We start from the raw sequence: 23,801 nt of genomic DNA on the forward strand, positions 1-23,801 counted from the left end.
GGAGGGTGGGCACAACCACCCACCGCCGTGCATACGGCCGCTCTGCTCAGCCACCGGACACCTGACCCGCAAGAAGCCCGCGCCGCTTAAAATCCGCACGTCAGGGCTACCGCACCGCCGCCCCAAGAGGAGCCGCCCCTCATGGCCGAACACCCCGCCTACCCCGTAGGCCTCCGCCTCTCCGGCCGCCGCGTGGTCGTCCTCGGCGGCGGCCAGGTCGCCCAGCGCCGCCTCCCCGCCCTGATCGCGGCAGGCGCGGACATCCTCCTCGTGTCCCCCGAGGCGACCCCCTCCGTGGAGGCGATGGCGGACGCGGGCGAGATCACCTGGGAGCGGCGCCCCTACACGGACGGCGACCTCGCGGCCGCCTGGTACGCCCTCATCGCCACCAGCGACCCCGAGGCCAACGCCCAGGCCTCCGCCGAAGCGGAGCGCCACCGCGTCTGGTGCGTCCGCTCCGACGACGCCGACCAGGCGACGGCCTGGACCCCGGCGACCGGTCACAGCGAAGGCGTCACCGTCGCCGTCCTCACCACGGACGCCAAGGGTCGCGACCCCCGGCACACCGCCGCCATCCGCGACGCGGTCGTCGAGGGCCTGCGCGACGGCACTCTCGTCGCCCCGCACCACCGCACCCGTACACCCGGCGTGGCCCTGGTCGGCGGCGGCCCCGGTGACCCGGACCTCATCACCGTCCGCGGCCGCCGCCTGCTCGCCGAGGCCGACGTCGTCATCGCGGACCGGCTCGGCCCGCGCGACCTGCTCGCCGAACTCCCGCCCCACGTAGAGGTCATCGACGCCGCGAAGATCCCGTACGGCCGGTACATGGCCCAGGAGGCCATCAACAACGCGCTGATCGAGCACGCCAGGCAGGGCAAGTCCGTGGTACGGCTCAAGGGCGGCGACCCGTTCGTCTTCGGGCGGGGCATGGAGGAGGTCCAGGCGCTCGCCGAGGTCGGCATCCCGTGCACGGTCGTGCCGGGCATCTCCAGCTCGATCTCCGTCCCCGGCGCGGCCGGGATCCCGGTCACCCACCGGGGCGTCGCCCACGAGTTCACCGTGGTCAGCGGCCATGTCGCCCCCGATGACGAGCGCTCCCTGGTCGACTGGCCGGCGCTGGCCAGGCTGACCGGCACGCTGGTGATCCTGATGGGCGTCGACAAGATCGGGAAGATCGCCGAGACGCTCGTCGCGCACGGCAAGTCGCCCCGGACCCCCGTCGCCCTCGTCCAGGAGGGCACGACGGCCGCCCAGCGCCGCGTGGACGCGACCCTCGCCACGGTCGCCGAGACCGTACGCACCGAGGACGTGAAGCCCCCGGCGGTCATCGTCATCGGCGACGTCGTGAACGTCGGCCCGGAGCCCGTGGCTTGATCCCGCGTAACCCGGGGTAACACAACCCGTTCCCAGCCGTTGGCAGCACACCCAGGACAAGGCAGTATCACCCTGTGGCCGATCTCATCACCGTTGAGGATCCCGACGACCCGCGCCTGCGCGACTACACGGGCCTGACCGACGTCGAACTGCGCCGCAAGCGCGAGCCGGCCGAGGGCCTGTTCATCGCCGAGGGCGAGAAGGTCATCCGAAGGGCCAAGGAAGCCGGCTACGAGATGCGCTCCATGCTGCTCTCGGCCAAGTGGATCGACGTCATGCGCGACGTCATCGACGAACTCCCGGCCCCCGTGTACGCGGTCAGCCCGGAGCTGGCCGAGCAGGTCACCGGCTACCACGTGCACCGCGGCGCCCTCGCCTCCATGCAGCGCAAGCCGCTGCCGACGGCGGCGGAACTGCTCGGCTCCGCCCGCCGGGTGGTGGTCATGGAGTCGGTCAACGACCACACCAACATCGGCGCGATCTTCCGCTCGGCCGCCGCCCTCGGCATGGACGCGGTACTGCTGTCGCCCGACTGCGCCGACCCGCTGTACCGCCGTAGCGTCAAGGTCTCCATGGGTGCGGTGTTCTCCGTGCCGTACGCCCGCCTGGAGACCTGGCCCAAGGGTCTGGAGTCGGTGCGCGAGGCGGGCTTCACGCTCCTCGCGCTCACTCCGGACGAGAAGGCCAGGAGCCTGGACGAGGCCGCCCCGCACCGGATGGACCGGGTCGCGCTGATGCTCGGCGCCGAGGGCGACGGCCTGTCCACGCAGGCCCTGGTCGCGGCCGACGAATGGGTGCGCATCCCCATGTCCCACGGGGTCGACTCCCTCAACGTGGGAGCGGCGGCCGCGGTGGCCTTCTACGCGGTGGCCTCGGGACGACCCGGAGCCTGAGACGGTCCGGGAAGCTCAGTTCCCGGACCCGGACCCGGACTCGAACGTCGACTCGTACCGCTGCGACATCAGCTTCCCGTCGGCCGGCGGCGTGAAGCTCGGCTGTACGTGCTGTTGCTGCCGCCGGCCGTCGCCACCGTCGTCGCCGAGCCCGCGGGCCGGGCCCTGACAGCCCTGCGCCACCGCGATACCGACCGCCACCAGCAGCGTCACCACCACGAACACGAACAGCCGCTGGCGCAGCAGCCGGGGGTTGGCCGGGCGGCGGCCGGTCCCCGTCGCGCGCGGCACCGGACGCCCGGTACCGCTGCGCGGAGCGGTCCGGCTCCCGCTGCCCGAGCGCGTGCCGCCGGAGCGGGGCGCCGGAGTGGGACGGGCCGTGCCCGGCCGGGAGGCGACGCCCCCGCCGCGCGAGGCGCTGCCGCCCCGCGAGGGGGTACCGCCCCGGGCGGGCGTGCCGCCGCGCGGCACCGGGGTGCCGGGGGCGGTGCGCCGCTGGGCACGCTGCGGCTCGGGGTGGGTGTCGTAGGTGTCCACGAGCCGTCCGGTGGGCCGGTCCGCCTCCCCGGCGCGCGGCGCGGGCGGCCGTGCGTCGGCCAGGCCCTGCGCCTCGCGGGCGGCGATCTCCTTGAGCCGCAGCGACAGTTGGAGGGTGCTGGGCCGGTCGTCGGGGTCCTTGGCCAGACAGGCCCGCACCAGCGGGGCGAGGGCGTCCGGAACGCCGTACAGGTGCGGCTCCTCGTGCACCACGCGGTACAGCATCACCTCGGAACTGCCCTGCCCGAAGGGGGAGTCGCCGGTCGAGGCGTAGGCCAGGGTGGCGCCGAGGGAGAAGACGTCCGTGGCCGGGGTGACGGCCGCGCCGCGCACCTGCTCGGGAGCGAGGAAGCCGGGGGAGCCGACGGCGGTGCCGACGTGGGTGAGCGTGGAGGCGCCGGTGGCCCAGGCGATGCCGAAGTCGATGATCCGCGGCCCCTTGGGGGACAGCAGGATGTTGGAGGGCTTCAGGTCCCGGTGGACGACCCCGGCCTCGTGCACGGCGACGAGTCCCTCGGACAGCGCCGCCCCGACCGCCGCGGCCTCGGCCACGCCGAGCGGGCCCTCGTCGGCGACCTTGTCGTGCAGGGAGGGTCCGGGCACGTACTGCGTCGCGAACCACGGCCGGTCGGCCTCCAGGTCCGCCGCCACCAGCCGTGCGGTGCAGCCGCCCCGGATGCGCCGGGCCGCCGAGACCTCACGGGCGAACCGCGAACGGAACTCCTGATCCTCCGCCAGATCGGGCCGGATCACCTTCAGCGCGACCCGCTGCCCCTTCTTGTCGGAGCCGAGGTAGACCACGCCCATTCCGCCCGCGCCGAGCCGTCGGTGAAGCCTGAACGAGCCGACGACGCGCGGGTCCTCGCGCCTCAGGCGCATCATCGCCATGTTCATCCCCGCTGCCCGGTCCCTGTGACGTGGCACAGCTTACGTTTCCACAGCCGCCCGCGCGCAGAGGCCGCGCCCTCTGGGGTGGATGGATTGTGCGCGACGGGAGCGCGAGGTGAAACACGGTCAGGAAGCCGCTCTCTGCGGTGCCTTTGGGACACTTGTGACGTCAACGTGCGGACGCGGCAGGGAGGTTGGCCACCGCCGGAGTGACCATGGACGGGGAGAAGCGCCTGTCGAAGGAACACCGCGCTCTGCCTCCCACCCGCCACCGGGAACCGGCCACCGCGGGGACGCATCACACCCCCTCACCCCCCTCGAAGTGATCGAAGTCACTCACGCCACCCGTCGAATGGTCCGGAAATGACCGGACACGGCGGGCGACCCCTCCGGGAAGACCCCGAGACCTAGGACCCCGTCTCCACCCAGGGGAGTACTCCGCAGGTCATGGCTCATCCTCCGGGAGGCCCGCGATTCGGTACGAAGGCATGACGCCCGTCGGGGGCCGCACGCCTAGATTTGAGGTCAAGCGGCGGGTGCAGCACTCGTCCCCCGAGGTCAGGCACCCGCCGCTGCCAACGACAACCGAGAACCGAGACGGTCAGGAGAGGGACCATGGCCCACCCGGCACCGCGACGCACGACGTTCGCCCCTCGCCGGACGGGTCGTCGCCACCCCTTGGTGGCGACACTCATGGCCCTTCCCCTGGCGGCCCTGCTCCTCCTCGTCTTCGACGGCTGGGAGACAGTGGCCACACAGGCGTCGTCCGTGGGTGCGATGCTGGGGCGCTGAGCGGCGACCCCAGGCCCGGAAGAGCGGTCCGGGCGGGGACATCGATCCATGAAACCCCGTGGGGACGGGGGTGCGACGGACGGCACAAATGCCGGCGCAGCTGGGGAGCTGCGCCGGCATTACGCCGTTTTGGGCCCTTGACCTGGTGAGTTGCGGCATCGTCGCCTGCATGGCTGCCGCACCAGCTGCGGGCTGCATGCCTGCGTAGCTGCGGGCAGTCGTGCCGCTGGGGCGGCACGGGTGGGCGCAGCGGCACCCCGCAAGCGCGGGCAAGCGAAGCCCACCCCCGCCCAGCCGCAGCACCGGGCAGCCGCTCAACCCCGCCCCCGCCCAACCACAGCACCGAGCACCACCGCACCCGCGTACGCTCACCTCGGAAACCCCACCCACCGAGGCCTACGTGAACCTTCTAGCCGCTCTCACCGCAAAACTCACAGCCACCGCCCACCCCCAAACCGGCGGAGCCACCTGCGCCTGCGGCACCACCCCCCTCGCCGACCGCCCCGACGCCACCGTCGTCCGCCACGCCGACACCGTCGCCAAGGCCCACGCCCCGGACACGGACCCCGCCGAGCTGACCCTCCGCCTCGCCGCGGCGGCCCGGCTCCCGGACGTCCTCCTCGCCCCGCTCACCACCACCCCGGTCACCCTCCACAACCGCCTGGTGACCTTCTGGCCGTACGGCGCCCCCGTGGACCCGGACGACCCGGCCGCCGCCCCCTGGGAAGCCGCCGCCACACTCCTCGCCCGGCTGCACCGGACGCCCCCTCCCGCCCCCCTTCCCCCGATGCGCGGCCCCGCCAAGGCCGCCCACGCCATCCACCGCCTGCGTACGGCCGTGAGCACCGCGCCCCATCCCGCCGCACCCCCCGTCCTGCGGGCCTGGCAGGCCCTCCCCGCCTGGGCCCGCGCCGAGGCCCCCATGCCCGGCACCCCGGCCCTCTGCCACGGCGACCTCCACCTCGGTCAGCTGGTCCGCCGTCCCGCACCCGACGGCCCCTGGCTCCTGATCGACGTGGACGACCTCGGCGTCGGCGTCCCCGCGTGGGACCTCGCCCGCCCCGCCTCCTGGTACGCCTGCGGACTCCTCCCGCCCGACGAGTGGACCCGCTTCCTGACCGCCTACCGCGAGGCCGGCGGCCCCGCCGTACCCGCCGACGGCGACCCCTGGCCCGCCCTGGACGTCCCTGCCCGCGCCCTGACCGTGCAGACCGCGGCCCGCGCGCTCACGAAGGCGCTCGCGGCGGAGCGCCCGCTGGACGAGGTGGAGCAGGCCCTGGTGGACGCCTGTGCCCGAATGAGTTCCATCCCCCACCAGTTGACGCACGGATTTCCGGCGTAGGGTGCAACCGACCAGGGCCGGACGGAGTCTGTCCTGGGGAAACACGAAGCAGGACCAACCGGCGAGGAGTTGAGCCGACCATGCAGTGTCCGAAGTGCCATGCGCCGATGCACACCTACAACCGCAACGGCGTCCAGATCGAGCAGTGCAGCGGCTGTCGCGGCATCTTCCTCGACTACGGCGAGCTGGAGGCCCTGACCCAGCTGGAGGCCCAGTGGGCCAAGCCGGTCCCGCCGGCCGCCCCGCAGGCGTACCCGGCCGCGCCCGCGCCGGCCTGGGGTGCCCCGCACGGCGGTCACCACGGTCACCACGGCCATCACGGTCACCAGAAGAGCTGGGCGCACATGCTGTTCTCGAGCTGAGCGCACGAAGAAGCCCCCGGTCACGAGACCGGGGGCTTCCTGCTGTGTGGACGATACTGGGATTGAACCAGTGACCTCTTCCGTGTCAGGGAAGCGCTCTCCCGCTGAGCTAATCGTCCGCAGGCTGTGACGTGGGAGTCACAGTCGGTGCGCGATACTGGGATTGAACCAGTGACCTCTTCCGTGTCAGGGAAGCGCTCTCCCGCTGAGCTAATCGCGCGGGTTCGGATCTTCGAGAAGATCCAGTGGACGATACTGGGATTGAACCAGTGACCTCTTCCGTGTCAGGGAAGCGCTCTCCCGCTGAGCTAATCGTCCTTGGAGGTGGAGACGGGATTTGAACCCGTGTAGACGGCTTTGCAGGCCGTTGCCTCGCCTCTCGGCCACTCCACCAGGAGTGTAGGGGATCGGGAAGACCCCTTCTTCCTTCGAGCGGACGACGAGGCTCGAACTCGCGACCTCAACCTTGGCAAGGTTGCGCTCTACCAACTGAGCTACGTCCGCTTGTCGTTTCGGTCCGCTCTCGCGTCCCGGCGACGTGTTGAACTCTAGCGGATTCCCGGGCCAGTACAAAAACGCGTTTGCGCAGCGTGCTGCGCTGCACTCCACGGAGCGGGTGGTCAGTGCCCCCGAGGGGACATGCCCGGGCCACCTTTCGGCCACCCGCCCTAGACTCGACCACGTGCTCGACCTTCCTTCCGGCCTCCCTCCTCTCGCCCGCTTCGGCGCCCGCCTCGCCACCGGCCTCCTCGACGTCACCGACGATCCCGCCGCTCTGGACTCCACCGGCTTCTGGGCCGTGTGCGCCGACTTCGAGGGCCGGCTGACCTGCGCCCGCTTCGCGCACGTACGGGAGGAGCCGGTGCCCGCCCCGGTGCCCGGCGGCTGGCACGGCCCGGCGGTGGCGGACTGGACCACCTCCCTGGACCGGGCCGCCTACACCGCGGGCGTCGGCCGGATCCGTGAGTACATCGCGGCCGGCGAGGTCTACCAGGCCAACCTCTGCCGGGTGCTCAGCGCGCCCGTCGCCCCCGACGCCGACGTGGACGCCCTGACCGCCCTGCTGGCCCGCGGCAACCCGGCGCCGTACGCGGGCACGATCCGGCTGCCGGACCACGGCGTGGAGATCGCCACCGCCTCGCCCGAGCTGTTCCTGCGCCGGGACGGCCGTACCGTCGAGTCGGGACCCATCAAGGGCACCGGGCGGACCGAGGCGGACCTCCTGGAGAAGGACTACGCCGAGAACGTGATGATCGTGGACCTGGTCCGCAACGACATCGGGCGCGTCTGCGCCACGGGCAGCGTGACCGTCCCCGACCTGTGCGCCGTGGAGAAGCACCCCGGCCTGGTCCACCTGGTCTCCACCGTCCGCGGCGAGCTGTGCGACGGCGCCGGCTGGCCCGACCTGCTCGCCGCGGCCTTCCCGCCCGGCTCGGTCACCGGCGCCCCGAAATCGAGCGCGCTGCGGATCATCGAGGCGCTGGAGACGGCACCCCGCGGCCCGTACTGCGGCGGCATCGGCTGGGTCGACGCCGACCGGGGTGCCGGCGAGCTGGCCGTGGGCATCCGGACGTTCTGGATCGACCGGTCCGCCGAGGGCGCGGCGACGCTCCGCTTCGGCACCGGCGCCGGCATCACCTGGGGATCCGATCCCGAGGGGGAGTGGCGCGAGACCGAACTGAAGGCGTCCCGGCTGCTCGCGGTAGCGTCGGGGACGTACGAGGTGAGCGGAGGGGCTCTGTCATGAGGATCTGGCTGGACGGCGCGCTGCAGGACCCGGAGTCGGCCCGGGTCTCCGTCTTCGACCACGGGCTGACCGTCGGCGACGGCATCTTCGAGACGGTGAAGGCGGTGGACGGGCAGCCCTTCGCGCTCACCCGCCATCTCGACCGGCTGACCCGCTCGGCCCGCGGCCTGGGCCTGCCCGACCCCGACCACGCCGAGGTCCGCCGCGCCTGTGCGGCCGTGCTGGAAGCCAACCCGATGCCGCTGGGCCGGCTGCGCATCACCTACACCGGCGGCCACGGCCCCCTCGGCTCCGACCGCGGCGAGCACGGCCCGACCCTGGTGGTCGCGCTCGGCGAGACCACGCGCCGCCCCGACTCCACCGCCGTGATCACCGTCCCCTGGACCCGCAACGAGCGCGGCGCCCTCACCGGCCTGAAGACCACCTCGTACGCCGAGAACGTCGTCGCCCTCGCCCGTGCCCACCAACACGGCGCCTCCGAGGCCCTGTTCGGCAACACGGTCGGACAGCTCTGCGAGGGCACCGGGTCGAACGTCTTCGTGGTCCTGGACGGCGAGATCCACACGCCGCCGGTCGCCTCCGGCTGCCTGCCCGGCATCACCCGCGCCCTCGCCGTCGAGTGGACCGGCGCCAAGGAGACCGACCTGCCGCTGGACGTGCTGGAACGGGCCGAGGAGGTCTTCCTCACGTCCACCCTCAGGGACGTCCAGGCCGTGCACCGCGTCGACGACCGGGAACTGCCCGGTGCGCCGGGCCCGGTGACGGCGAAGGCGATGCGGATCTTCGAGGACCGGGCCGGGGAGGACCTGGACCCGTGACAGAAGCCGGAAAATCGGCTGCCCCGGGGTTCCGGAGCGGGTAGAACACCCGTGATGACGACGACCCTGCGGCCGACCGAGCCGCTCCAGCACAACGCCGACGGGACGCGTTCGCGCCGCTACCAGGTGTGCGTGAACAGCCGCCCGGTCGGCTCGATACATCTCGGGACCTCAGCCGCCTTCGGCGACCGGATGGCCCGGATCCTGGACGTGCGCATCGACGAGCCGGACCGCCGTCGAGGCCGGGGCACGGTGGCCGTGCTCGCTGCCGAGGAGGTGGCGCGCAGCTGGGGCTGCCGGCAGATCGAGACAAGCGTCGGCAGGGAGGCCGGGGAGGCCGGGGACGCCGGGGCCGCGCTGCGGCTCTTCGAGGCGCTCGGCTACGTCCACCGCAACCGCGGCATGGAGAAGCCGCTCGGCGAGGTCCCGCCCGAACTGCCCGCCGGCAGCCTGGAGCACCCCATGGGCGCCGCCGAGTTCGAGGCGTGGCTCGCGCACGAGTCGGAGGACTACGCACGCGTCTGGATCGAGCGGGGCGTGCCCGAGGCCGAGGCGTACGCCAGGTCGCGCCACGACCACGAGAGACTGCTGCCGCACGGGCTCGCCACCGAGGACATGCTGTTCAGCGTGCTCGAGCACGAGGGCGTGCGGGTGGGCACGCTGTGGGTGTCTCTGCAGGACGGCAAGGCCTTCGTCTTCGACGTGGAGGCCGACGGTGCCCACCGCGGCCGAGGCCACGGCCGTACGCTCATGCTGCTGGCGGAGCGCCAGGCGATCGCCGCCGGCCGCCGAGTCCTCGGCCTCAACGTCTTCGCCGGCAACACCCCGGCCGAGCGGCTCTACGAGTCGCTCGGCTACGAGACGACGCGGTACTCCCTGTACAAGGACCTTTTGTAGCGAAGTCCTCCTGTGCGGCCGATCAGGCCCGCGGTCAGGCCTCCGGCCCGGCCAGCAGCCGGTCCGCGATCTCCTCGATGCGCTCGCGCAGACCCTCCTGGCTCTTGCCGCCGTCGAGGCGCTCGCCGCCGATGACATAGGTCGGCGTGCCGGTGACGCCGATCGCCTTGCCCTCGGCCTGGTCGGCGTCGACGATCAGGATGTGCCGCCCGTCGATCAGCGCGGTGTCGAACTCCTCGGCGTCCAGCCCCAGTTCACGGGCGACCTCGACCAGGAAGGGTTCTCCCGCACGGTCCAGCTCCTCGACCCGGCCGAGCACCGCCTCGACGTAGGCCCAGCCCTGCCCCTGCTCCAGCGCCTCCTCGGCGGCCTGGGCGGCGGCGAAGGCGTGCTTGTGCTTCTCCAGCGGGAAGTGCCGCAGCCGCAGCTCCAGCCGGTCGCCGTACCGGGCACGCAGGGCGCGCAGGTCGTCCAGGGCGCTGCGGCAGTCGGGACACTGGAGTTCGCACCAGACGTCGAGGACGGGGGCTTCGGTGCGTGCGGGGGAGGAGTCGCTCATGCGCACCAGTCTTCCAGGCCGGACCCCGGGTACCGAATCGGACGGTACGCGGCCACCGGCACCTCGGGAGGAGACGACCCGGAGATCTCCCTGATGTCGGGCCCGAGCATGGCATCGCAAGGACCGGGCGGTGCAGGATGGAAGGGACGAAGCGCACCCCGCGCCCCGTCGTGCCCCATCGAGTCCGCCAGGAGGACCGGATGATTGCCGAGACCGTGTGTTCCGCCGTCTCCGCGGCCGGCCTCGGCGTGGCCGCGGTCACCGCCTACCGCAAGCGTTTCCTGGCCGCCGCCCGCATCACCGCCTACGCGCTCGTCCCGATCGGCCTGGTGATGACGGGCGTGGTCGGCTGGCTGGCCGACACGGCGTTCAGCCCGACGGCCTGGGCCGGCTTCGGGGTACTGGGCGCCGCCTGGGCACTGTTCGCGACGACACGGGCCGTGGAGCGCAGGCGCTCAGGCACCCGCGCGGAGCGCAAGGCGGCTCGGGCCGCCGGACGCGACGCGGTGGCCCCTTCCGCCTCGGCCCCCTCGCTGAGCCCGGCGACCCGGCCTGCCACCCGGCCCGCGGGCGCCCCGCCCGCCACTACCTCCGCCGACGACTTCAGCGACATCGAGGCCATCCTCAAGAAGCACGGCATATGACAGAAGCACGACATATGGCCTGAAACCGTTCACAACCGGAAGCAAGTCGAACGGGCTGATACGGAAATCGGTGAGGTACCGCACTCGAAGCCGTGGTGATCGCCAAGGGGGCATCCCCTGGGTCATCATCACCGCGAGATGCTGGACACGAGACAGAGCGAGGCCGCGCCGCCGAAGGACGAGCCGCGCGGATGCCTCTTCGCCCTATCCCAGCCACCGCTGATGATCTTCCTTGCGGTGATCGGGTGTCTGCTCCTCATGGCTGCGCTGCACGACCTGCTGTGGCTGTGAGCCGTACACGTCCGTCCCGGCGCCACCCGCCGGGACCGGCGTCGACCGGGGGTGTCCCCGGGGATCAGCCCGCCGCTTCCTTGCGCCGGGCCCGGTAGGCGGCCACATGCAGCCGGTTCCCGCAGGTGCGGCTGTCGCAGTAGCGGCGCGAGCGGTTGCGGGAGAGATCCACGAAGGCACGCCGGCAGTCCGGCGCCTCGCAGCGCCGCAGTCGCTCCTGCTCCCCGGCCACCACGAAGAAGGCGAGCGCCATCCCGCAGTCGGCCGCCAGGTGGTCGGCCACGGAGGCGCCGGGGGCGAAGTAGTGCACATGCCAGTCGTAGTCGTCGTGGTCCGTCAGCCGCGGGGTGGTGCCGGCCGCGGCGACCAGCTCGTTGATCATCCCCGCGGCGGACCGGGCGTCCGGAGCTGCGAAGATCCCCGCGAACCTGCCCCGGACCTTGCGCACCGCCGACAGGTCGAACTCCGACAGCACCCCGACATCGCTGATCGCGTGACTGCGCACGAAATCAGCGAGAGCCGCGACGTCCGGCAGCCCGTCCGCCGCAGAGTCGTCCTCCGGCGCGGTGTTCACCAGATCCACCACGGTGTCTAGGGCGCACCGGGTGTCGTGGGTGATCAGCACGTTTCGCTCCCTGGCCTGAGGGTCGGGCGGGCGCCCGCCGATGCTGGCCGATGGTAGCGACAACCGCGCCCACCGCACCGGGGGCCGCCCACCGGCGATTGCCCGGTAGAACGCCCCCGTGCCCTCGGCGGTTCCCGAGTCCGTCCTGTGCCTGCACGATATGCCTCGATGTGGCCGGAAAACAGGCCGACGCCGCCCCGTGAGCACTCACGGTGACGGCGTCAGTCTGTGCCGTATGCGGTTGTCTTGGCCCGAGCCGTCTCCCCGAGTGGACGGCGCCGGGCGGCTTTGGGGTGGCCTCGGCCTAGCTCTCCGCCAGGATGTGCGAGAGCTCCTGATCCAGATCGAAGTGCCGGTGTTCCGTGCCGGGCGGCACGGCGGCGTCGGTTCGCTTCAGGAAGGACTCCAGGGCCCGTGCCGGGGCTTCCAGCAGGGCTTCCCCTTCCGGAGAGCTCAGGGCGATGCACACGACGCCCTGACCGTGACTGCGGGACGGCCAGACGCGGACGTCGCCGGTGCCGGTGGGCCGGTGAAGCCCCTCGGCGAGGAGGTCGCGGGCGAACACCCACTCGACGGTCTCCTCGGCTCCGGTGTGGAAGGTGGCGTGCACGGCGTAGGGGTCGGCCGTGTCGTACCGCAGGCCTGCGGGGACAGGCAGGGATGACTCGCTCGACACAACGAGGCGCAGGTGCAGCTCGCAGCTGACCGTGGTGTTCATAAGCGCCAGGGCCTTTCGCTCAGTGTGCGCTCGGGGATTCGCACGTCGGCGAAATCGACATGCCACCTACGGTGCCGTTGTAAACCCCTCTGAGGGTTTTGCGTGTCTTTACGACACTCTTCCGGCCGAGAACTCGTACGAGACCTACGACCATTCCGGTGACTGGATTCACTCAGGTAGGGTTTGTCTGTATGAATACGGGGAGTGACGAGCCGGGCGAGGTCGCCGTGGTGGCGGACAACGCGGACAAGGCCGACAAGGCCGATATGACAGACACGGTGGCGGACGCGGAGCAGTCCGAGCAGGGGCTCGGCTCCCGGGCGCCGGCCTTCATCAAGGCCCGCCGGGTCCTGCATCTGAGCTGGCAGGTCGGCATCTTCGTGATCGGCCTCGCGGTCGTCGTGGTGGGCATCATCATGCTGCCGCTCCCCGGCCCGGGCTGGGTGGTGATCTTCGCGGGCATGGCGATCTGGGCGACCGAGTTCGTCTGGGCCCAACTCGTGCTGCGCTGGACGAAACGCAAGGTCACCGAGGCGGCCCAGAAGGCCCTCGACCCGAGGGTGCGGCGCCGGAACATCACGCTGACGGTGATCGGTCTGGTGATCGTGGGCGCGCTGGTCGGGGTCTACCTGTGGAGGTTCGGCATCGTGATGCCGTGGCAGATCAAGGACCAGTGATCACGGACCCGGGCGTGGTCGGAGGCACCCCTGACATGGGGTAATGTTCTTCCTGCGCCCGGGCGATTAGCTCAGTGGGAGAGCGCTTCGTTCACACCGAAGAGGTCACTGGTTCGAACCCAGTATCGCCCACCCGGAACCGACGGCCCACCTGCGAACAGCAGGTGGGCCGTCGTCGTGTGCGCGCTTCCCGAAGGTCACCTTGGGCGTTACGCCGTCCGGTGGATCATCGTTCCGACTTCGCTCTGTCACCGAGCCGGTCCGCAGGGTCGGATTCCGGACGATCCCCAGCGCCGAGGCAGGCGTCCGATGACGCTCGACCACCTGATCCCGAGCCCGTACTGGCGAGCACCGACCGGGCCGGCCTGCGGCACGCCCGCGGCTCCGCCGCCAAGACACCGCTCGCACTGCGCGCACTGCGCGCACTCCTGCATCCGGATCCGGCGGTCCAGGCCCGGGCCATGAACCGGCACCTGGAGCCGCTGCAACTCGAAGGGCGGATCTACTCGGCCGCGGTACCCGCCGCCCGGTACATCGCCGCGATCCTCCCCGACCCTTCCACGGCGGCCGTGGGCTCGTACCTGCACACCGGCGACACGTACCGACTGCGTCCGCTGCGGGGCCAGCTGCTCGGCCGGCTGGGCGCCCTCCTCGGCCACGAAGCCGAGAACGCCGAGAACGCCGAGAACGTCAAGAGCGCCGCGGTGGCCGCCCACCCCGGACGAGGACGCCCTGGTCGCGTCTCGCCCGGCGTTCTACCAGGCGGTGACCGCATTCCTGCATGACGACGACCCGACGACGACCCTGAGATGTCCCCCGCCGCGTTCATGGCGGCCGCCCCCATCCTGGGCGCTCCCGAGCTCGCGCAGCATCGCCCGGACCTCGCCGGCTGCGCCCGCCGGCTTCTCGCCGCCGGTGCCGAGCCCCACCACCGCGTGCGCGCACTCGACGCCCTCGCGGCCTGGGGGCACGACATCGAAGGCCTCCAGACCCCCGAAGACCGCCTGCTGCGGGCTCAGCTCGGCTCGATCGGCACCGAACTCCCTTCCAGGGCTCACCTCGCTGCCCCTCGCCCGCCCGACGCGAGGGACGCCACCGACGCGTTTCCGGCCACCGTGCCGCGCGGCCGGCTTCCCCACCCGCCGGACAGCGCCCCCTGACCTGCCCAATCACCCCGCCCCCCCGCCCCCACGCCCCGGCCGGACGGCCCAGGCTCCGCCCCGCGCCCCGAAGAAAATCCTGTCCGAATCATTGACGCACCTCCGACCCCTCCGTAACTTGTGCCAGCAAGCGCTTACTTGAAACGATTCATGGCGGCGGCGACGACGCTGCGGGGAGGGGCCCGACTGTGGGAACCAGCAGGAATCTTGAGAGGCGTACGATCCTGAAGGCGGCCGGAGTCTCGGCTGCCGCGCTCGGGCTCGCCGCGACGACCGGGTGCGGTGGTGAAAGCGGTTCCGGGAATGGGACGGTGACGATCCGTTACTCGTGGTGGGGTGCCGAGGAGCGGGCCAAGAAGATCAACCAGACGATCGCGCTCTTCGAGAAGAAGTACCCGAAGATCAAGGTCAAGACCGACTTTCAGACGTACCAATCGTTCTGGGAGAAGTTCCAGACGCAGGCGGCCGGCGGAAATCCCCCGGACGTTTTCCAGAACGCCGTCACATTTCTTCGGAAGTACGACAAGCGCGGAATTCTTCTGGACCTCAAGTCACAGGTGCAGGCGGGCAATCTGAGCCTGGATCACTTCCGCGCGGGCGTCACGAAGGTGGGCGAGGTCGACGGCAAGCAGCTCGGCGTTCCCGTCGGCTCCAACACCATGGCGCTCGTCATCGACAAGAAGGTTTTCCAGAAGGCGGGCGTCGAGCCGCAGCCGGGCTGGACCTGGGACGAGTACTTCAAGGCCCTGAAGACGATCCACGACAGGACGAAGGTCGCCGGGGACACCGGCTACTTCGCCATCATGTACCTGTACGACCTCTACCTCCGCCAGAACGGGAAGTCCTTCTTCACCGAGGACGGACTCGGTTTCGACAAGGCCGACCTGACGGAGTGGTGGACCGACGGCTACAACCGCGTCAAGGCAGGCATCGTCACCGACCCGAAGGTCGTCCAGCAGGACATGCCCAAGTCCTCCCTCTCCGCCGGCCACGGCGCCTCGGAGTTCACCTGGGACAACTTCACCGTCCGCTACTCCGCGGAGGGCGCCAGCTCCTACGGCCTCGCCCCGATCCCCACCACCGACGGCAAGAGCACCGGTCAGTACCTCGCCTCCCTGATGCTCAGCGCCTCCGCCCGCACCGCCCACCCCAAGGAGGTCGCCCAGTTCATCGACTTCATGGTCCACGACCCCGAGGTCGGCAAGATCATGGGCTACGACCGGGGCATCCTCGCGAGCACCGAGCAGTACGAGGCGTTCAAGCCGACCGACGCGGTGAACAAGGAGATCGCGCAGTACGAGGAGGACACCGCCAAGTCCGGCGTCCTCGGCACGATCACCCCGCACCCCTCCGGCGCCGACACCATCGAGGCCGCTTTCCTGCGCCTCGGCGGCGACCTCGGACAGGGCAAGACCAAGGTCGCGGACGCGGTGAAGCAGTTCTTCACCGAGTCCGAGGCCGCCTTCCAGGCCTGATGGGACGTGCCGTGACGCTCGTCAAGGACTCCGCGCCCGCCACCCGCAGGACACGCCCGGCCGGCCGCGCCACCGCGCGGCGGCCGGGCCGCCGCCGGGAGAACCTCGCCGGCTACCTCTTCATGTCCCCGTGGATCGCCGGCTTCCTGTTGCTGACAGCGGGCCCGATGGTCGCCTCGCTCTACTTCGCCTTCACGGACTACAACCTCTTCAACACCCCCAAATGGGTCGGGTTCGACAACTTCACCAAGATGTTCGACGACCCCCGGTGGCAGAAGTCGGTGGAGGTGACGGCCAAGTACGTCGTCATCGGCACCCCGCTGAAGCTGCTGCTCGCCCTCGGTGTCGCCCTGCTCCTCGCACAGAGCCGCCGCGGCCAGTCCTTCTACCGGGCCGCCTTCTACGCCCCCTCGCTCATCGGCGCGAGCGTCTCGGTCGGCTTCGTCTGGCGTTCGCTCTTCTCCGACGACGCCATCGTGGACCGTACCCAGACCTTCCTCGGCTTCCACGTCGGCGGCTGGGTCGGCAACGCCGACTGGGTGCTGTACTGCCTGGTCGCGCTGACCGTCTGGCAGTTCGGGGCGCCCATGGTCATCTTCCTGGCCGGGCTCAAGCAGGTGCCCAGGGAGCTGTACGAGGCCGCCGAGATGGACGGCGCGGGACCGTTCCGGAAGTTCTGGAACATCACCCTGCCGATGATCTCCCCGGTGCTGTTCTTCAACGTGCTCCTGGAGACCATCCACTCCTTCCAGATCTTCGGCTCGGCCTACGTCGTCTCCAACACCTACTGCGGACCGGCCGACGCCACGCTCGTCTACACCTGCTACCTGTACCAGCAGGGCTTCAAGAATGCCCAGATGGGCTTCGCCGCCGCGATGGCCTGGATGCTGCTGCTCGCAGTCGCCCTGGTGACGGCCGTCCTCTTCTGGTCCCAGAAGAAGTGGGTGCACTACGAGGAGGACGCCCGATGAGTGCGGTCACCACCAAGGTCACGGACCCGGTCGGCCGCAGGCGCGCCGGTTCCCTCGCCTGGCACCTCGGCGCCCTGCTGATCCTCGCGGTCATCCTCTACCCGGTGGTCTGGGTGATCGGCGCCTCGTTCAAGCCCAGCAAGGACATCATCAACAGCCTCACGCTGTTCCCGTCCCACCCGATCCTGTCCAACTTCAAGGGCCTCGCCGACGGCATAGCGGACATCGAGATCTGGACCTTCTTCCAGAACTCCCTCTTCTACGCCGCCGGTGCCGTCGTCGGCGTGCTCATCTCCTGCTCGCTCACCGCCTACGCCTTCGCCCGCATCCGGTTCGCCGGCCGCAACCTGCTCTTCTCCCTGATGATCGGCACCCTGCTGCTGCCGTACCACGTGCTGCTGATCCCGCAGTACGTGATGTTCCAGAAGCTGGGCTGGATCAACACCTACGCCCCGCTGCTGATCGGCAAGTACCTCGCCACCGAGGCCTTCTTCGTCTTCCTGATGGTGCAGTTCATGCGCAACCTGCCCCGTGAGCTGGACGAGGCCGCCCGGCTCGACGGCTGCGGCCACCTGCGCATCTACTGGTCGATCGTGCTGCCGCTGTGCCGGCCCGCGCTGATCACCAGCGCGATCTTCACCTTCATCAACGCCTGGAACGACTTCATGGGCCCGCTGATCTACCTCAACGAGCCCGGCAAGTACACCGTCTCCCTCGGCCTGATGATGTTCCGCGACTCCGACGGTGTGGCCGCCAACTACGGCGGCATGATCGCCACGTCCCTGGTCGCGCTGCTGCCGGTGCTGCTGTTCTTCCTCGCCTTCCAGCGGTACCTGATCGACGGCATGGCGACCTCCGGACTGAAGGGCTGAGGCGGCCACCATGGCGGAAACACGGGTGAAGCCGCACAAGGAGTCCGTGGTCGCGGAGAGGTTCGGGGTCTTCGCCGAGTGTCTGCTCACCGGTGTGTGGATCGCGGTGGCCTCCCTCGGAGTCGTCACCTACCCGGCCGCCTTCGCCGCCGGCGCCCGGCACCTGCGCCGTCGTACGGCGCATGAGGCCGGCGGCGTGTGGGAGTTCGTCGCCGACTTCCGGAGCGCGCTGCGCGGCGGCTGGGCCGTCGGGGCCGTCGGCTGGGTCGCGGTGGCGCTGGGCCGGGTGGACGTCCAGGCCGTGCGCGCCGGGCTGCCCGGCGGACCGCTTGTCACTGCCGTGGGCCTGTTCGCGCTGCTCGGCCTCGCCGTGGCCGGGCTGCGCGCGGCGGCCGTGTGGACCCCGGAGAGCCGCTGGCGCTCCCTGCTCGCCGACGCGGGCCGCCGTACGGTCCTCGACCCCGCCGGATCCTTCCTGCTCGTCGGCGGAGCGGTCCTGACCTGCTGTTCCGCTCTGCTCATCGCCCCGCTGGCGGCCCCCGTGCTCGGGGCCGTCGCGGCGGCGGCCGTCGCCGTGGAGGAGCGGTACCGGCGCCGCTGACCCCGCGGTGCCCTGATCAAGGTCGGTGCCCTCTGGGCGCCGCACCTCTGTCATGCCCCTGACCAGCTCGCACGTGCCCGCACGGAAGGAAAGACCATGTCTCCCATTCCCCGCAGGTCCCTCCTGAAGGCGGCCGCCGTCGCCGGAGCCGCCGCCCAGTTCAGCTGGGCACTGGGGGCGAGCGACGCGCAGGCCGCGCCCGCGGCCGCGGCCGACGGCGCCGACCCGGTGACCCTGGACTGGCTGGAGGACGGCGGCCTCGGCGCCGCGCCCGGCTCCACCGTCGGCGTGCCCTGGCCGATGGGCGCCTACCAGGAGGACCAGACCTTCGCGCTCACGGACGCCGACGGCAAGGACGTCCCCGTACAGACCTGGCCCCTCGCCCACTGGCCCGACGGTTCCCTCAAGTGGACGGCGCACGCGGCCAGTTCGGGTTCAGGCAAGCTCACTCTCACGGTCGGCACCCCCAAGGCCCCCGACCGGAAGGTCACCGTCGACAGGAGCGGCGGCACCATCGACGTATCCACCGGCGTCATCACCGCGAAGATCGGCAAGAACGGCTCGACCCTCATCAAGTCGGTCACCCGGGGCTCGACCTGGGTTACGGCTGGATCACCGCCAGCGGCGGCGGGCGGGCCTCCGGCTTCGGCTACGTCGGCGGCGCGAGCGGCGGATTCTCCTTCGGCCTGCGGAACTTCTGGGAGAAGTTCCCCGCCCAGCTCGACATCCGCGACGCCCACACCGACGAGGCCACCGTCACCCTCTGGCTCTGGTCGCCCGAGGCACAGCCCATGGACCTGCGCTTCTACCACGACGGCATGGGCCAGGACACCTACGCCGAACAGCTCGAAGGCCTCAACATCACCTACGAGGACTACGAACCGGAGTTCGGCACCCCCTACGGCATCGCCCGCACCTCCGAACTCCTCTTCTGGGCCAACGAGTCGACGCCCGCCCCCGAGACCCTCGCCGACCAGGTCACGGCCGTACGGACGCTGCCGCAGCTCGCCGCCCCGCCCGGGCAGCTCATCAAGGCCAGGGTCTTCGGCCCCGGCCTCTACTCCGAGCCGGACCGCTCCACCGCCGCCAAGGCGAAGATCGAGGACCACCTCGACTTCCTCTTCACCTACTACAGGGACCAGGTGGAGATGCGCCGTTGGTACGGCTTCTGGGACTACGGCGACATCATGCACACCTACGACTCGGCCCGGCACGTGTGGCGGTACGACATCGGCGGCTACGCCTGGGACAACTCCGAGCTGTCGCCCGACCTCTGGCTCTGGTACGCGTACCTGAGAAGCGGCCGCTCCGACATCTTCCGCTTCGCCGAGGCGATGACCCGGCACACCGGCGAGGTCGACGTCTACCACCTCGGCAAGTGGGCCGGCCTCGGCACCCGGCACGGCGTCCAGCACTTCGCCGACAGCGCCAAGCAGCAGCGCATCGCCAACACCACCTACCGGCGCTTCTACTACTTCCTCACCGCCGACGAACGCGTCGGCGACCTCATGCGCGCAGTCGTCGACTCCGACGAGACGTTCCTCGTCCTCGACCCGCAGCGCAAGATCCGCACCGACCCGTACACCCCCGACCCGCACGCCCTGTCGATCGGCTTCGGCACCGACTGGAGCGGACTGGTGTCGGCGTGGCTGACCGAGTGGGAGCGCAAGGGCCCCAAGTGGGAGAAGGCCAGGGCACGGGTCCTGTCCACCATGGAGACCATCGCCGCCCAGCCCAACGGCTTCGTCCAGGGCAGCGGCCTGTACGACATCGACACCGGCAGGTTCGCCGTCGCCGACAAGCCGGTGGTGGCGGTCTCCCACCTCTCGGCCGTCTTCGGCCTGAACGAGCTGTGCGCCGAGCTGATCCACCTGGTCGACCTGCCGAAGTTCAAGGAGGCCTACCTCGACTACTGCCGCTACTTCAACGCCACCAAGGCCGAGCAGGCGGCCCGCTACGGCAGCAACTTCGGGACCCTGCTGCTCTTCCAGGGCCACTCGCGCCTGGACGCCTACGCCGCCGTACAGACCGGTGACGCGACGCTCGCCAAGCGCGCCTGGACCAGGTTCTACAGCTCCGACGGCTACACCGAGTCCTCGCCGTGGAAGACCGAGAAGCTGAGCGGACCGGCCACCCTGGTCGCAGGGAGCGAGGCGAGCTGGGTGTCGACCAACGACACCGCGCTGTACGGCCTCGCGGCCATCGAGAACCTCGCCCTGCTCGGCGACAGGATGCCCGGCTGACGGCGTTGGGGGAGCGCCGTCGCACGGGCGGCGGCGCTCGTCCCCCGAGTGTGGTTCGCGTCACTGCGCGCCGCATGAGTACGCGTACTCAGATCAACGCGTCGACCAGGGCAGACTCTGGCCATGGACTGGTCCCACTACCGCTTTCTCAGCCTGTGGTCCCTGCCCGCCCCGCCGGCCGCCGTGTTCGCGGTGCTGGAGCGGCCCGAGGGCTATCCCGACTGGTGGCCGCAGGTACGGGCGGTGACCCGGCTCGACGACGGCACCGGCGTCATCACCATCCGCTCCCTGCTGCCGTACGCCATGACCTTCACCGCCCGCGAGACACGCCGCGACCCGGCCGCCGGTGTCCTGGAGATCGCCGTGTCCGGAGACATCGAGGGCTGGGCCCGCTGGACGGTCACGGCCGACGGCGCGGGCACGCTCGCCCGCTACGACCAGGTCGTCGACGTCACCAAGCCCCTGCTCAGACGGCTGGCCGTGCCGGGACGCCCCGTCTTCCGCCTCAACCACCGGCTGATGATGGCCGCCGGGCGGCGCGGACTGCTGCGTCACCTGGAAGCGGTTTGAAGTAACACCGCAGAGACCTGTATTGTTCAGTGCGTTCCCGGGCGATTAGCTCAGTGGGAGAGCGCTTCGTTCACACCGAAGAGGTCACTGGTTCGAACCCAGTATCGCCCACCGGGAAAAAGCCGGTCCGCACAGCGGACCGGCTTTTTTGACGTCAGGGCGGGCGTCGTGGGCGAGGAACAGGGAAAGGAGGACCGAGAGTTGTCGCGGAAGCGCGCCGGCTCCGGGTCCACAGTCTGATCAGGATCGTCCTGCTCGTGCTGGCGCTGGGCGCCCTGGTGGCGCTCGCCCGGGCCGGCGGCAACACCGAGCGGGTCACCGCGATGAGGGTCGACGCGCGGATCTCCGCCGACGGCAGCGCCCGGATCACCGAGGCCGTCGACTACGACTTCGGATACCCGGGCACCGAGCGGCGCGGAATCTACCGCGACCTGCCGGACCTCCGCTACGACGAGGACGAGGCCGAGGCCGCCGTCACCCTGGACAGCGACCTCGGCCCCTGGGAACTCACGGTCGGCGACTACTACCTCGAACCGAACGGCCACCGGGAGACCGCCAACCGTGTCAAGGTCGGCGACCCCGACCGGGCCGTCAGCCGCTACCGCATCCAGTACACCGTTCCTTTGCAGTGAGCGGGAGTGAGCCCGCGCACTGGCACGCCCCGAACGGTCTTGGGCGCACTGGTCGCCCGCTTTCGTAACCGGGCGGCGACACGGATCCTGTCCGTGGTCCGGTCCGGAAGGGCGGATTCCCTGACGAGCTGGCCATATGAGTGCGGCCAGAGGCGAGGGGGAGGCCCTGAACCATCTCGCTGGTGGAGCAGAGGCCCCGCACGCTGGCGCCGCACCCGGTGTCCCAGGTCGCACCGTCACGCTACCCCGCTCCCTACACAGCGCCGCAGGCCCGCGAGCCGACCATCACACGATCGAGCTAAACCGCCACCATGCGGCTCCTCGGTAAGCCGTTGCAAACCGTCCAGTCGCAGGCCGCGACCGGCCCGCACCGGCGGGCGCCGACGGGACCCCGGGAACGCCTGCCCCGAGCCCCCTGCCCCCGCCGGGCCTGAGCCCGGCCCAGGGCGGGATCCTGGCCGCCGAGCAGGTCGATCCCGTGCACCAGGTCGCCTGGCTGCTCGGCCTCGCCGCCGACGGCCACCTCATCCTCGGGGGCGCCGAACACGCCCCGACCCTGCGGCGCCCCCACCCTGGTGCGGGGGCGGACGACCCGGTCACCCGGGAGGTCCTGCGCTACATGTTCTCGGGCCGCGCAGAGATCACCCTGGGCCAGTACGACTCGTCCTTCGAGACGGGCTGGCACGCGCTGGCCCGGCACCTGAGGCAATGGCAGGCCGACTCCGGTCTCTGGGACCCGGCCGCCGTACGCCTCGCCCGCCGCGCCCGGCCCGTGGGCATCGCCGCCACCGTGCTCGGTCTGCTCGCCGGCGCGGTGGGCGCCGCACTGGGCGCCGGCCGCCACGCGGCCGGAGGGCCGCTGCTCGTCGCCGGCGTGATCGTCTTCGGCGTCGGTCTCGCCCTGTGGCGGCGCGGCTGGGAATTGCACCGGCGCACCTCCGAGGGCAGCGCCCAGCTGCTGCGGGTCGAGGCGTTCCGACGTTGTCTCGCCGACCCGTCGACGATTCCCGACATGGAACCGCTCGACGACGACCAGGTACGGCTCTGCACGGCGTGGGCCGTCGCACTCGGCCTCGGCGACACCTGGCGGCATGCCGTCGAGTCGTCCGCCGTGCCCACCCGGCGGCACGCCTCGCCGGCCGTGCGGTTCGGACCCGCGCTGGCCCTCGGCATCGTCGTCACCGCCGCCATGTCGTCCAAGGCACCCTCCTCCAGCGGCTCCGGAAGTTCCGGCGGCAGCGGCGGCGGCTCCTCCGGCGGCGTCGGCGGGGGAGCAGGCGGCGGTGGCGGAGGCTCCTGGTGAACTCCCGCACCCGCCAAGCTGCTACGCCGCCGCCGGCAGCTCCGGCCTGAGCGGCCAGTCCGTGCTCACCGTCTCCTCCGAGCCGCTGCGTGCGAACCACGCCTGAAGACCGCGGGCCTGCGCCGCGTGCCAGGTGGCCTGGAGCGTGTGCAGCTCGGCAGGGCTCAGCCGCTCCAGCCGGGTCGCGAAACGGCGGCCCACGGCGCGTACGACGTCCAGCGCGGCCAGTGCGTCCGCCGCCGCGTCGTGCGCGCCCTCCAGCGTCACGCCGTAGTGCGCGCACAGATCGGTCAGCGTGCGCCGGCCCTTGCGGTAGCGGTCCAGGTGCTTGTCCAGGACCCGGGGGTCCAGCACATGCAGCGGGCTCGTCTCGAACCAGCGGTCCAGCGACGAGGCGCGATGCCGGCGCAACTCCCGGTCCAGCAGCGTGAGATCGAACGGCGCGTTCATCACCACCAGCGGACGTCCCATCGCCGCGTGCTCGGCCAGCTGCTCGGCCATCTCGAACATCACCGGCGCCGGCCAGCGGCCGTTGTGCTGCAGGTGTTCGTCCGTCAGACCGTGCACCGCCGTCGCCGCCTCCGGCACCGGAACCCCCGGGTTCACCAGCCAGCGGGTGATCCGGGGCCGGGTACCCGGCGCGTCCTGGACGACGACGGCGGCCGACACGATCCGGTCGGTCTCCACGTCGACGCCCGTCGTCTCCGTGTCGAAGGCGGCCAGCGCCCCCTCGTACCAGCACGTCATCCCAATCCAACTCCTCGTTCACCCACGGCAGATGAAGTTCCGTCTTCTGCCCGTTTGGTGATA

Annotated in this window: 24 protein-coding genes, 7 tRNA genes and 1 pseudogene; 22 read left to right on the forward strand and 10 right to left on the reverse strand. The window is 71.1% G+C overall.

Annotated elements, in window-relative coordinates:
• Nucleotides 1-141: 141 nt before the first annotated feature.
• Together cobA and ACFYZZ_RS31220 are read left to right on the forward strand one after the other, a co-directional pair.
• Nucleotides 142-1,374 (forward strand): uroporphyrinogen-III C-methyltransferase, encoded by a 1,233-nt coding sequence (gene cobA, locus ACFYZZ_RS31215; RefSeq protein WP_389182971.1) that lies wholly within the window; start codon nt 142-144, stop codon nt 1,372-1,374.
• Between the two features lie 74 nt (nt 1,375-1,448).
• Nucleotides 1,449-2,267 carry a TrmH family RNA methyltransferase gene (locus ACFYZZ_RS31220; RefSeq protein ID WP_389182974.1) on the forward strand — a complete coding sequence of 273 codons (819 nt, stop codon included), beginning with the start codon at nt 1,449-1,451 and terminating at the stop codon, nt 2,265-2,267.
• A gap of 15 nt (nt 2,268-2,282) precedes the next feature.
• Here ACFYZZ_RS31220 and ACFYZZ_RS31225 read toward each other — a convergent pair whose 3' ends face one another.
• The gene (locus ACFYZZ_RS31225; protein ID WP_389182976.1) at nt 2,283-3,698 is read right to left on the reverse strand and encodes a protein kinase; all 1,416 of its coding nucleotides are present in this window, start codon (nt 3,696-3,698) and stop codon (nt 2,283-2,285) included.
• 1,186 nt (nt 3,699-4,884) lie between these two features.
• Between ACFYZZ_RS31225 and ACFYZZ_RS31230 the strand changes: the two genes are divergently transcribed.
• A complete protein-coding gene (locus tag ACFYZZ_RS31230) occupies nt 4,885-5,826 on the forward strand; it encodes a phosphotransferase family protein (protein ID WP_389182979.1) in 942 nt (313 codons plus the stop codon).
• An 80-nt stretch (nt 5,827-5,906) separates the two neighbouring features.
• On the forward strand, nt 5,907-6,188 hold the full coding sequence (locus ACFYZZ_RS31235) for a zf-TFIIB domain-containing protein (protein WP_386574813.1): 282 nt from the start codon (nt 5,907-5,909) through the stop codon (nt 6,186-6,188).
• A 47-nt stretch (nt 6,189-6,235) separates the two neighbouring features.
• Here the strand turns inward: ACFYZZ_RS31235 and ACFYZZ_RS31240 are convergent.
• The 5 genes from ACFYZZ_RS31240 to ACFYZZ_RS31260 form a co-directional block, all read right to left on the reverse strand.
• Nucleotides 6,236-6,307, reverse strand: a tRNA-Val gene (locus ACFYZZ_RS31240).
• Nucleotides 6,308-6,336: 29 nt separating this feature from the next.
• A tRNA-Val gene (locus ACFYZZ_RS31245) sits at nt 6,337-6,408 on the reverse strand.
• A 26-nt stretch (nt 6,409-6,434) separates the two neighbouring features.
• Nucleotides 6,435-6,506: transfer RNA gene (locus ACFYZZ_RS31250), tRNA-Val, on the reverse strand.
• Between the two features lies 1 nt (nt 6,507).
• Nucleotides 6,508-6,581, reverse strand: a tRNA-Cys gene (locus ACFYZZ_RS31255).
• A gap of 38 nt (nt 6,582-6,619) precedes the next feature.
• Nucleotides 6,620-6,692 (reverse strand) — tRNA-Gly (locus tag ACFYZZ_RS31260).
• Nucleotides 6,693-6,870: 178 nt separating this feature from the next.
• Here ACFYZZ_RS31260 and ACFYZZ_RS31265 point away from each other — a divergent pair.
• The 3 genes from ACFYZZ_RS31265 to ACFYZZ_RS31275 are packed head-to-tail and all read left to right on the forward strand — an operon-like array spanning nt 6,871 to nt 9,650.
• Nucleotides 6,871-7,935 (forward strand): chorismate-binding protein, encoded by a 1,065-nt coding sequence (locus ACFYZZ_RS31265; RefSeq protein WP_389182982.1) that lies wholly within the window; start codon nt 6,871-6,873, stop codon nt 7,933-7,935.
• The gene (locus ACFYZZ_RS31270) at nt 7,932-8,753 is read left to right on the forward strand and encodes an aminotransferase class IV (protein ID WP_389182985.1); all 822 of its coding nucleotides are present in this window, start codon (nt 7,932-7,934) and stop codon (nt 8,751-8,753) included. Before ACFYZZ_RS31265 ends, ACFYZZ_RS31270 begins: the two co-directional genes overlap by 4 nt.
• Nucleotides 8,754-8,807: 54 nt before the next feature.
• Entirely contained in the window at nt 8,808-9,650 is an 843-nt protein-coding gene (locus tag ACFYZZ_RS31275; RefSeq protein WP_389182988.1) for a GNAT family N-acetyltransferase, read from the forward strand.
• A gap of 34 nt (nt 9,651-9,684) precedes the next feature.
• Here ACFYZZ_RS31275 and ACFYZZ_RS31280 read toward each other — a convergent pair whose 3' ends face one another.
• Nucleotides 9,685-10,209: a DsbA family protein gene (locus ACFYZZ_RS31280; RefSeq protein ID WP_389182990.1), complete on the reverse strand. Its 525-nt coding sequence runs from the start codon at nt 10,207-10,209 to the stop codon at nt 9,685-9,687.
• A gap of 200 nt (nt 10,210-10,409) precedes the next feature.
• Here ACFYZZ_RS31280 and ACFYZZ_RS31285 point away from each other — a divergent pair, with 200 nt between their 5' ends.
• Nucleotides 10,410-10,853: a hypothetical protein gene (locus ACFYZZ_RS31285; protein ID WP_389182993.1), complete on the forward strand. Its 444-nt coding sequence runs from the start codon at nt 10,410-10,412 to the stop codon at nt 10,851-10,853.
• 138 nt (nt 10,854-10,991) lie between these two features.
• Complete coding sequence (locus tag ACFYZZ_RS31290) at nt 10,992-11,144, forward strand: hypothetical protein (RefSeq protein WP_389182996.1); 153 nt, start codon at nt 10,992-10,994, stop codon at nt 11,142-11,144.
• Between the two features lie 64 nt (nt 11,145-11,208).
• On the opposite strand, the gene ACFYZZ_RS31295 is transcribed toward ACFYZZ_RS31290, so the two are convergent.
• A complete protein-coding gene (locus tag ACFYZZ_RS31295; RefSeq protein WP_389182999.1) occupies nt 11,209-11,769 on the reverse strand; it encodes a CGNR zinc finger domain-containing protein in 561 nt (186 codons plus the stop codon).
• Nucleotides 11,770-12,073: 304 nt separating this feature from the next.
• A complete protein-coding gene (locus tag ACFYZZ_RS31300) occupies nt 12,074-12,487 on the reverse strand; it encodes an SsgA family sporulation/cell division regulator (RefSeq protein WP_004002642.1) in 414 nt (137 codons plus the stop codon).
• A gap of 191 nt (nt 12,488-12,678) precedes the next feature.
• On the opposite strand from ACFYZZ_RS31300, the gene ACFYZZ_RS31305 reads away from it, so the two are divergent.
• From ACFYZZ_RS31305 to ACFYZZ_RS31365, 13 genes and pseudogenes are all read left to right on the forward strand, one after another.
• Complete coding sequence (locus ACFYZZ_RS31305; RefSeq protein WP_389183002.1) at nt 12,679-13,164, forward strand: TIGR02611 family protein; 486 nt, start codon at nt 12,679-12,681, stop codon at nt 13,162-13,164.
• 60 nt (nt 13,165-13,224) lie between these two features.
• A tRNA-Val gene (locus ACFYZZ_RS31310) sits at nt 13,225-13,296 on the forward strand.
• Nucleotides 13,297-13,625: 329 nt separating this feature from the next.
• On the forward strand, nt 13,626-13,949 hold the full coding sequence (locus tag ACFYZZ_RS31315; protein WP_389183005.1) for a hypothetical protein: 324 nt from the start codon (nt 13,626-13,628) through the stop codon (nt 13,947-13,949).
• Between the two features lie 24 nt (nt 13,950-13,973).
• Nucleotides 13,974-14,324, forward strand: a complete 351-nt coding sequence (locus tag ACFYZZ_RS31320) for a hypothetical protein (RefSeq protein WP_389183008.1) — start codon at nt 13,974-13,976, stop codon at nt 14,322-14,324.
• Between the two features lie 188 nt (nt 14,325-14,512).
• Nucleotides 14,513-15,799 (forward strand): ABC transporter substrate-binding protein, encoded by a 1,287-nt coding sequence (locus tag ACFYZZ_RS31325; protein ID WP_389183010.1) that lies wholly within the window; start codon nt 14,513-14,515, stop codon nt 15,797-15,799.
• A gap of 11 nt (nt 15,800-15,810) precedes the next feature.
• Nucleotides 15,811-16,770: a carbohydrate ABC transporter permease gene (locus ACFYZZ_RS31330; RefSeq protein ID WP_389183013.1), complete on the forward strand. Its 960-nt coding sequence runs from the start codon at nt 15,811-15,813 to the stop codon at nt 16,768-16,770.
• Entirely contained in the window at nt 16,767-17,642 is an 876-nt protein-coding gene (locus ACFYZZ_RS31335; RefSeq protein WP_389183016.1) for a carbohydrate ABC transporter permease, read from the forward strand. The genes ACFYZZ_RS31330 and ACFYZZ_RS31335 overlap by 4 nt, the downstream gene beginning before the upstream one ends.
• A 10-nt stretch (nt 17,643-17,652) precedes the next feature.
• Nucleotides 17,653-18,243, forward strand: coding sequence for a hypothetical protein (locus ACFYZZ_RS31340; protein ID WP_389183018.1), 591 nt, complete (start codon nt 17,653-17,655; stop codon nt 18,241-18,243).
• 96 nt (nt 18,244-18,339) lie between these two features.
• A pseudogene (locus ACFYZZ_RS31345) lies at nt 18,340-20,486 on the forward strand (hypothetical protein).
• Between the two features lie 123 nt (nt 20,487-20,609).
• Nucleotides 20,610-21,056 carry an SRPBCC family protein gene (locus ACFYZZ_RS31350; RefSeq protein WP_389183021.1) on the forward strand — a complete coding sequence of 149 codons (447 nt, stop codon included), beginning with the start codon at nt 20,610-20,612 and terminating at the stop codon, nt 21,054-21,056.
• 39 nt (nt 21,057-21,095) lie between these two features.
• Nucleotides 21,096-21,167: transfer RNA gene (locus tag ACFYZZ_RS31355), tRNA-Val, on the forward strand.
• A gap of 146 nt (nt 21,168-21,313) precedes the next feature.
• Entirely contained in the window at nt 21,314-21,688 is a 375-nt protein-coding gene (locus ACFYZZ_RS31360; RefSeq protein WP_389183024.1) for a DUF2207 domain-containing protein, read from the forward strand.
• A gap of 430 nt (nt 21,689-22,118) precedes the next feature.
• Entirely contained in the window at nt 22,119-22,991 is an 873-nt protein-coding gene (locus ACFYZZ_RS31365; RefSeq protein WP_389183495.1) for a DUF2207 family protein, read from the forward strand.
• Nucleotides 22,992-23,012: 21 nt separating this feature from the next.
• Here ACFYZZ_RS31365 and ACFYZZ_RS31370 read toward each other — a convergent pair whose 3' ends face one another.
• A complete protein-coding gene (locus ACFYZZ_RS31370) occupies nt 23,013-23,738 on the reverse strand; it encodes a 3'-5' exonuclease (protein WP_386574830.1) in 726 nt (241 codons plus the stop codon).
• Between the last annotated feature and the right edge of the window lie 63 nt (nt 23,739-23,801).

The organism is Streptomyces sp. NPDC001816 (genome assembly GCF_042892235.1).
GTDB lineage: Bacteria > Actinomycetota > Actinomycetes > Streptomycetales > Streptomycetaceae > Streptomyces.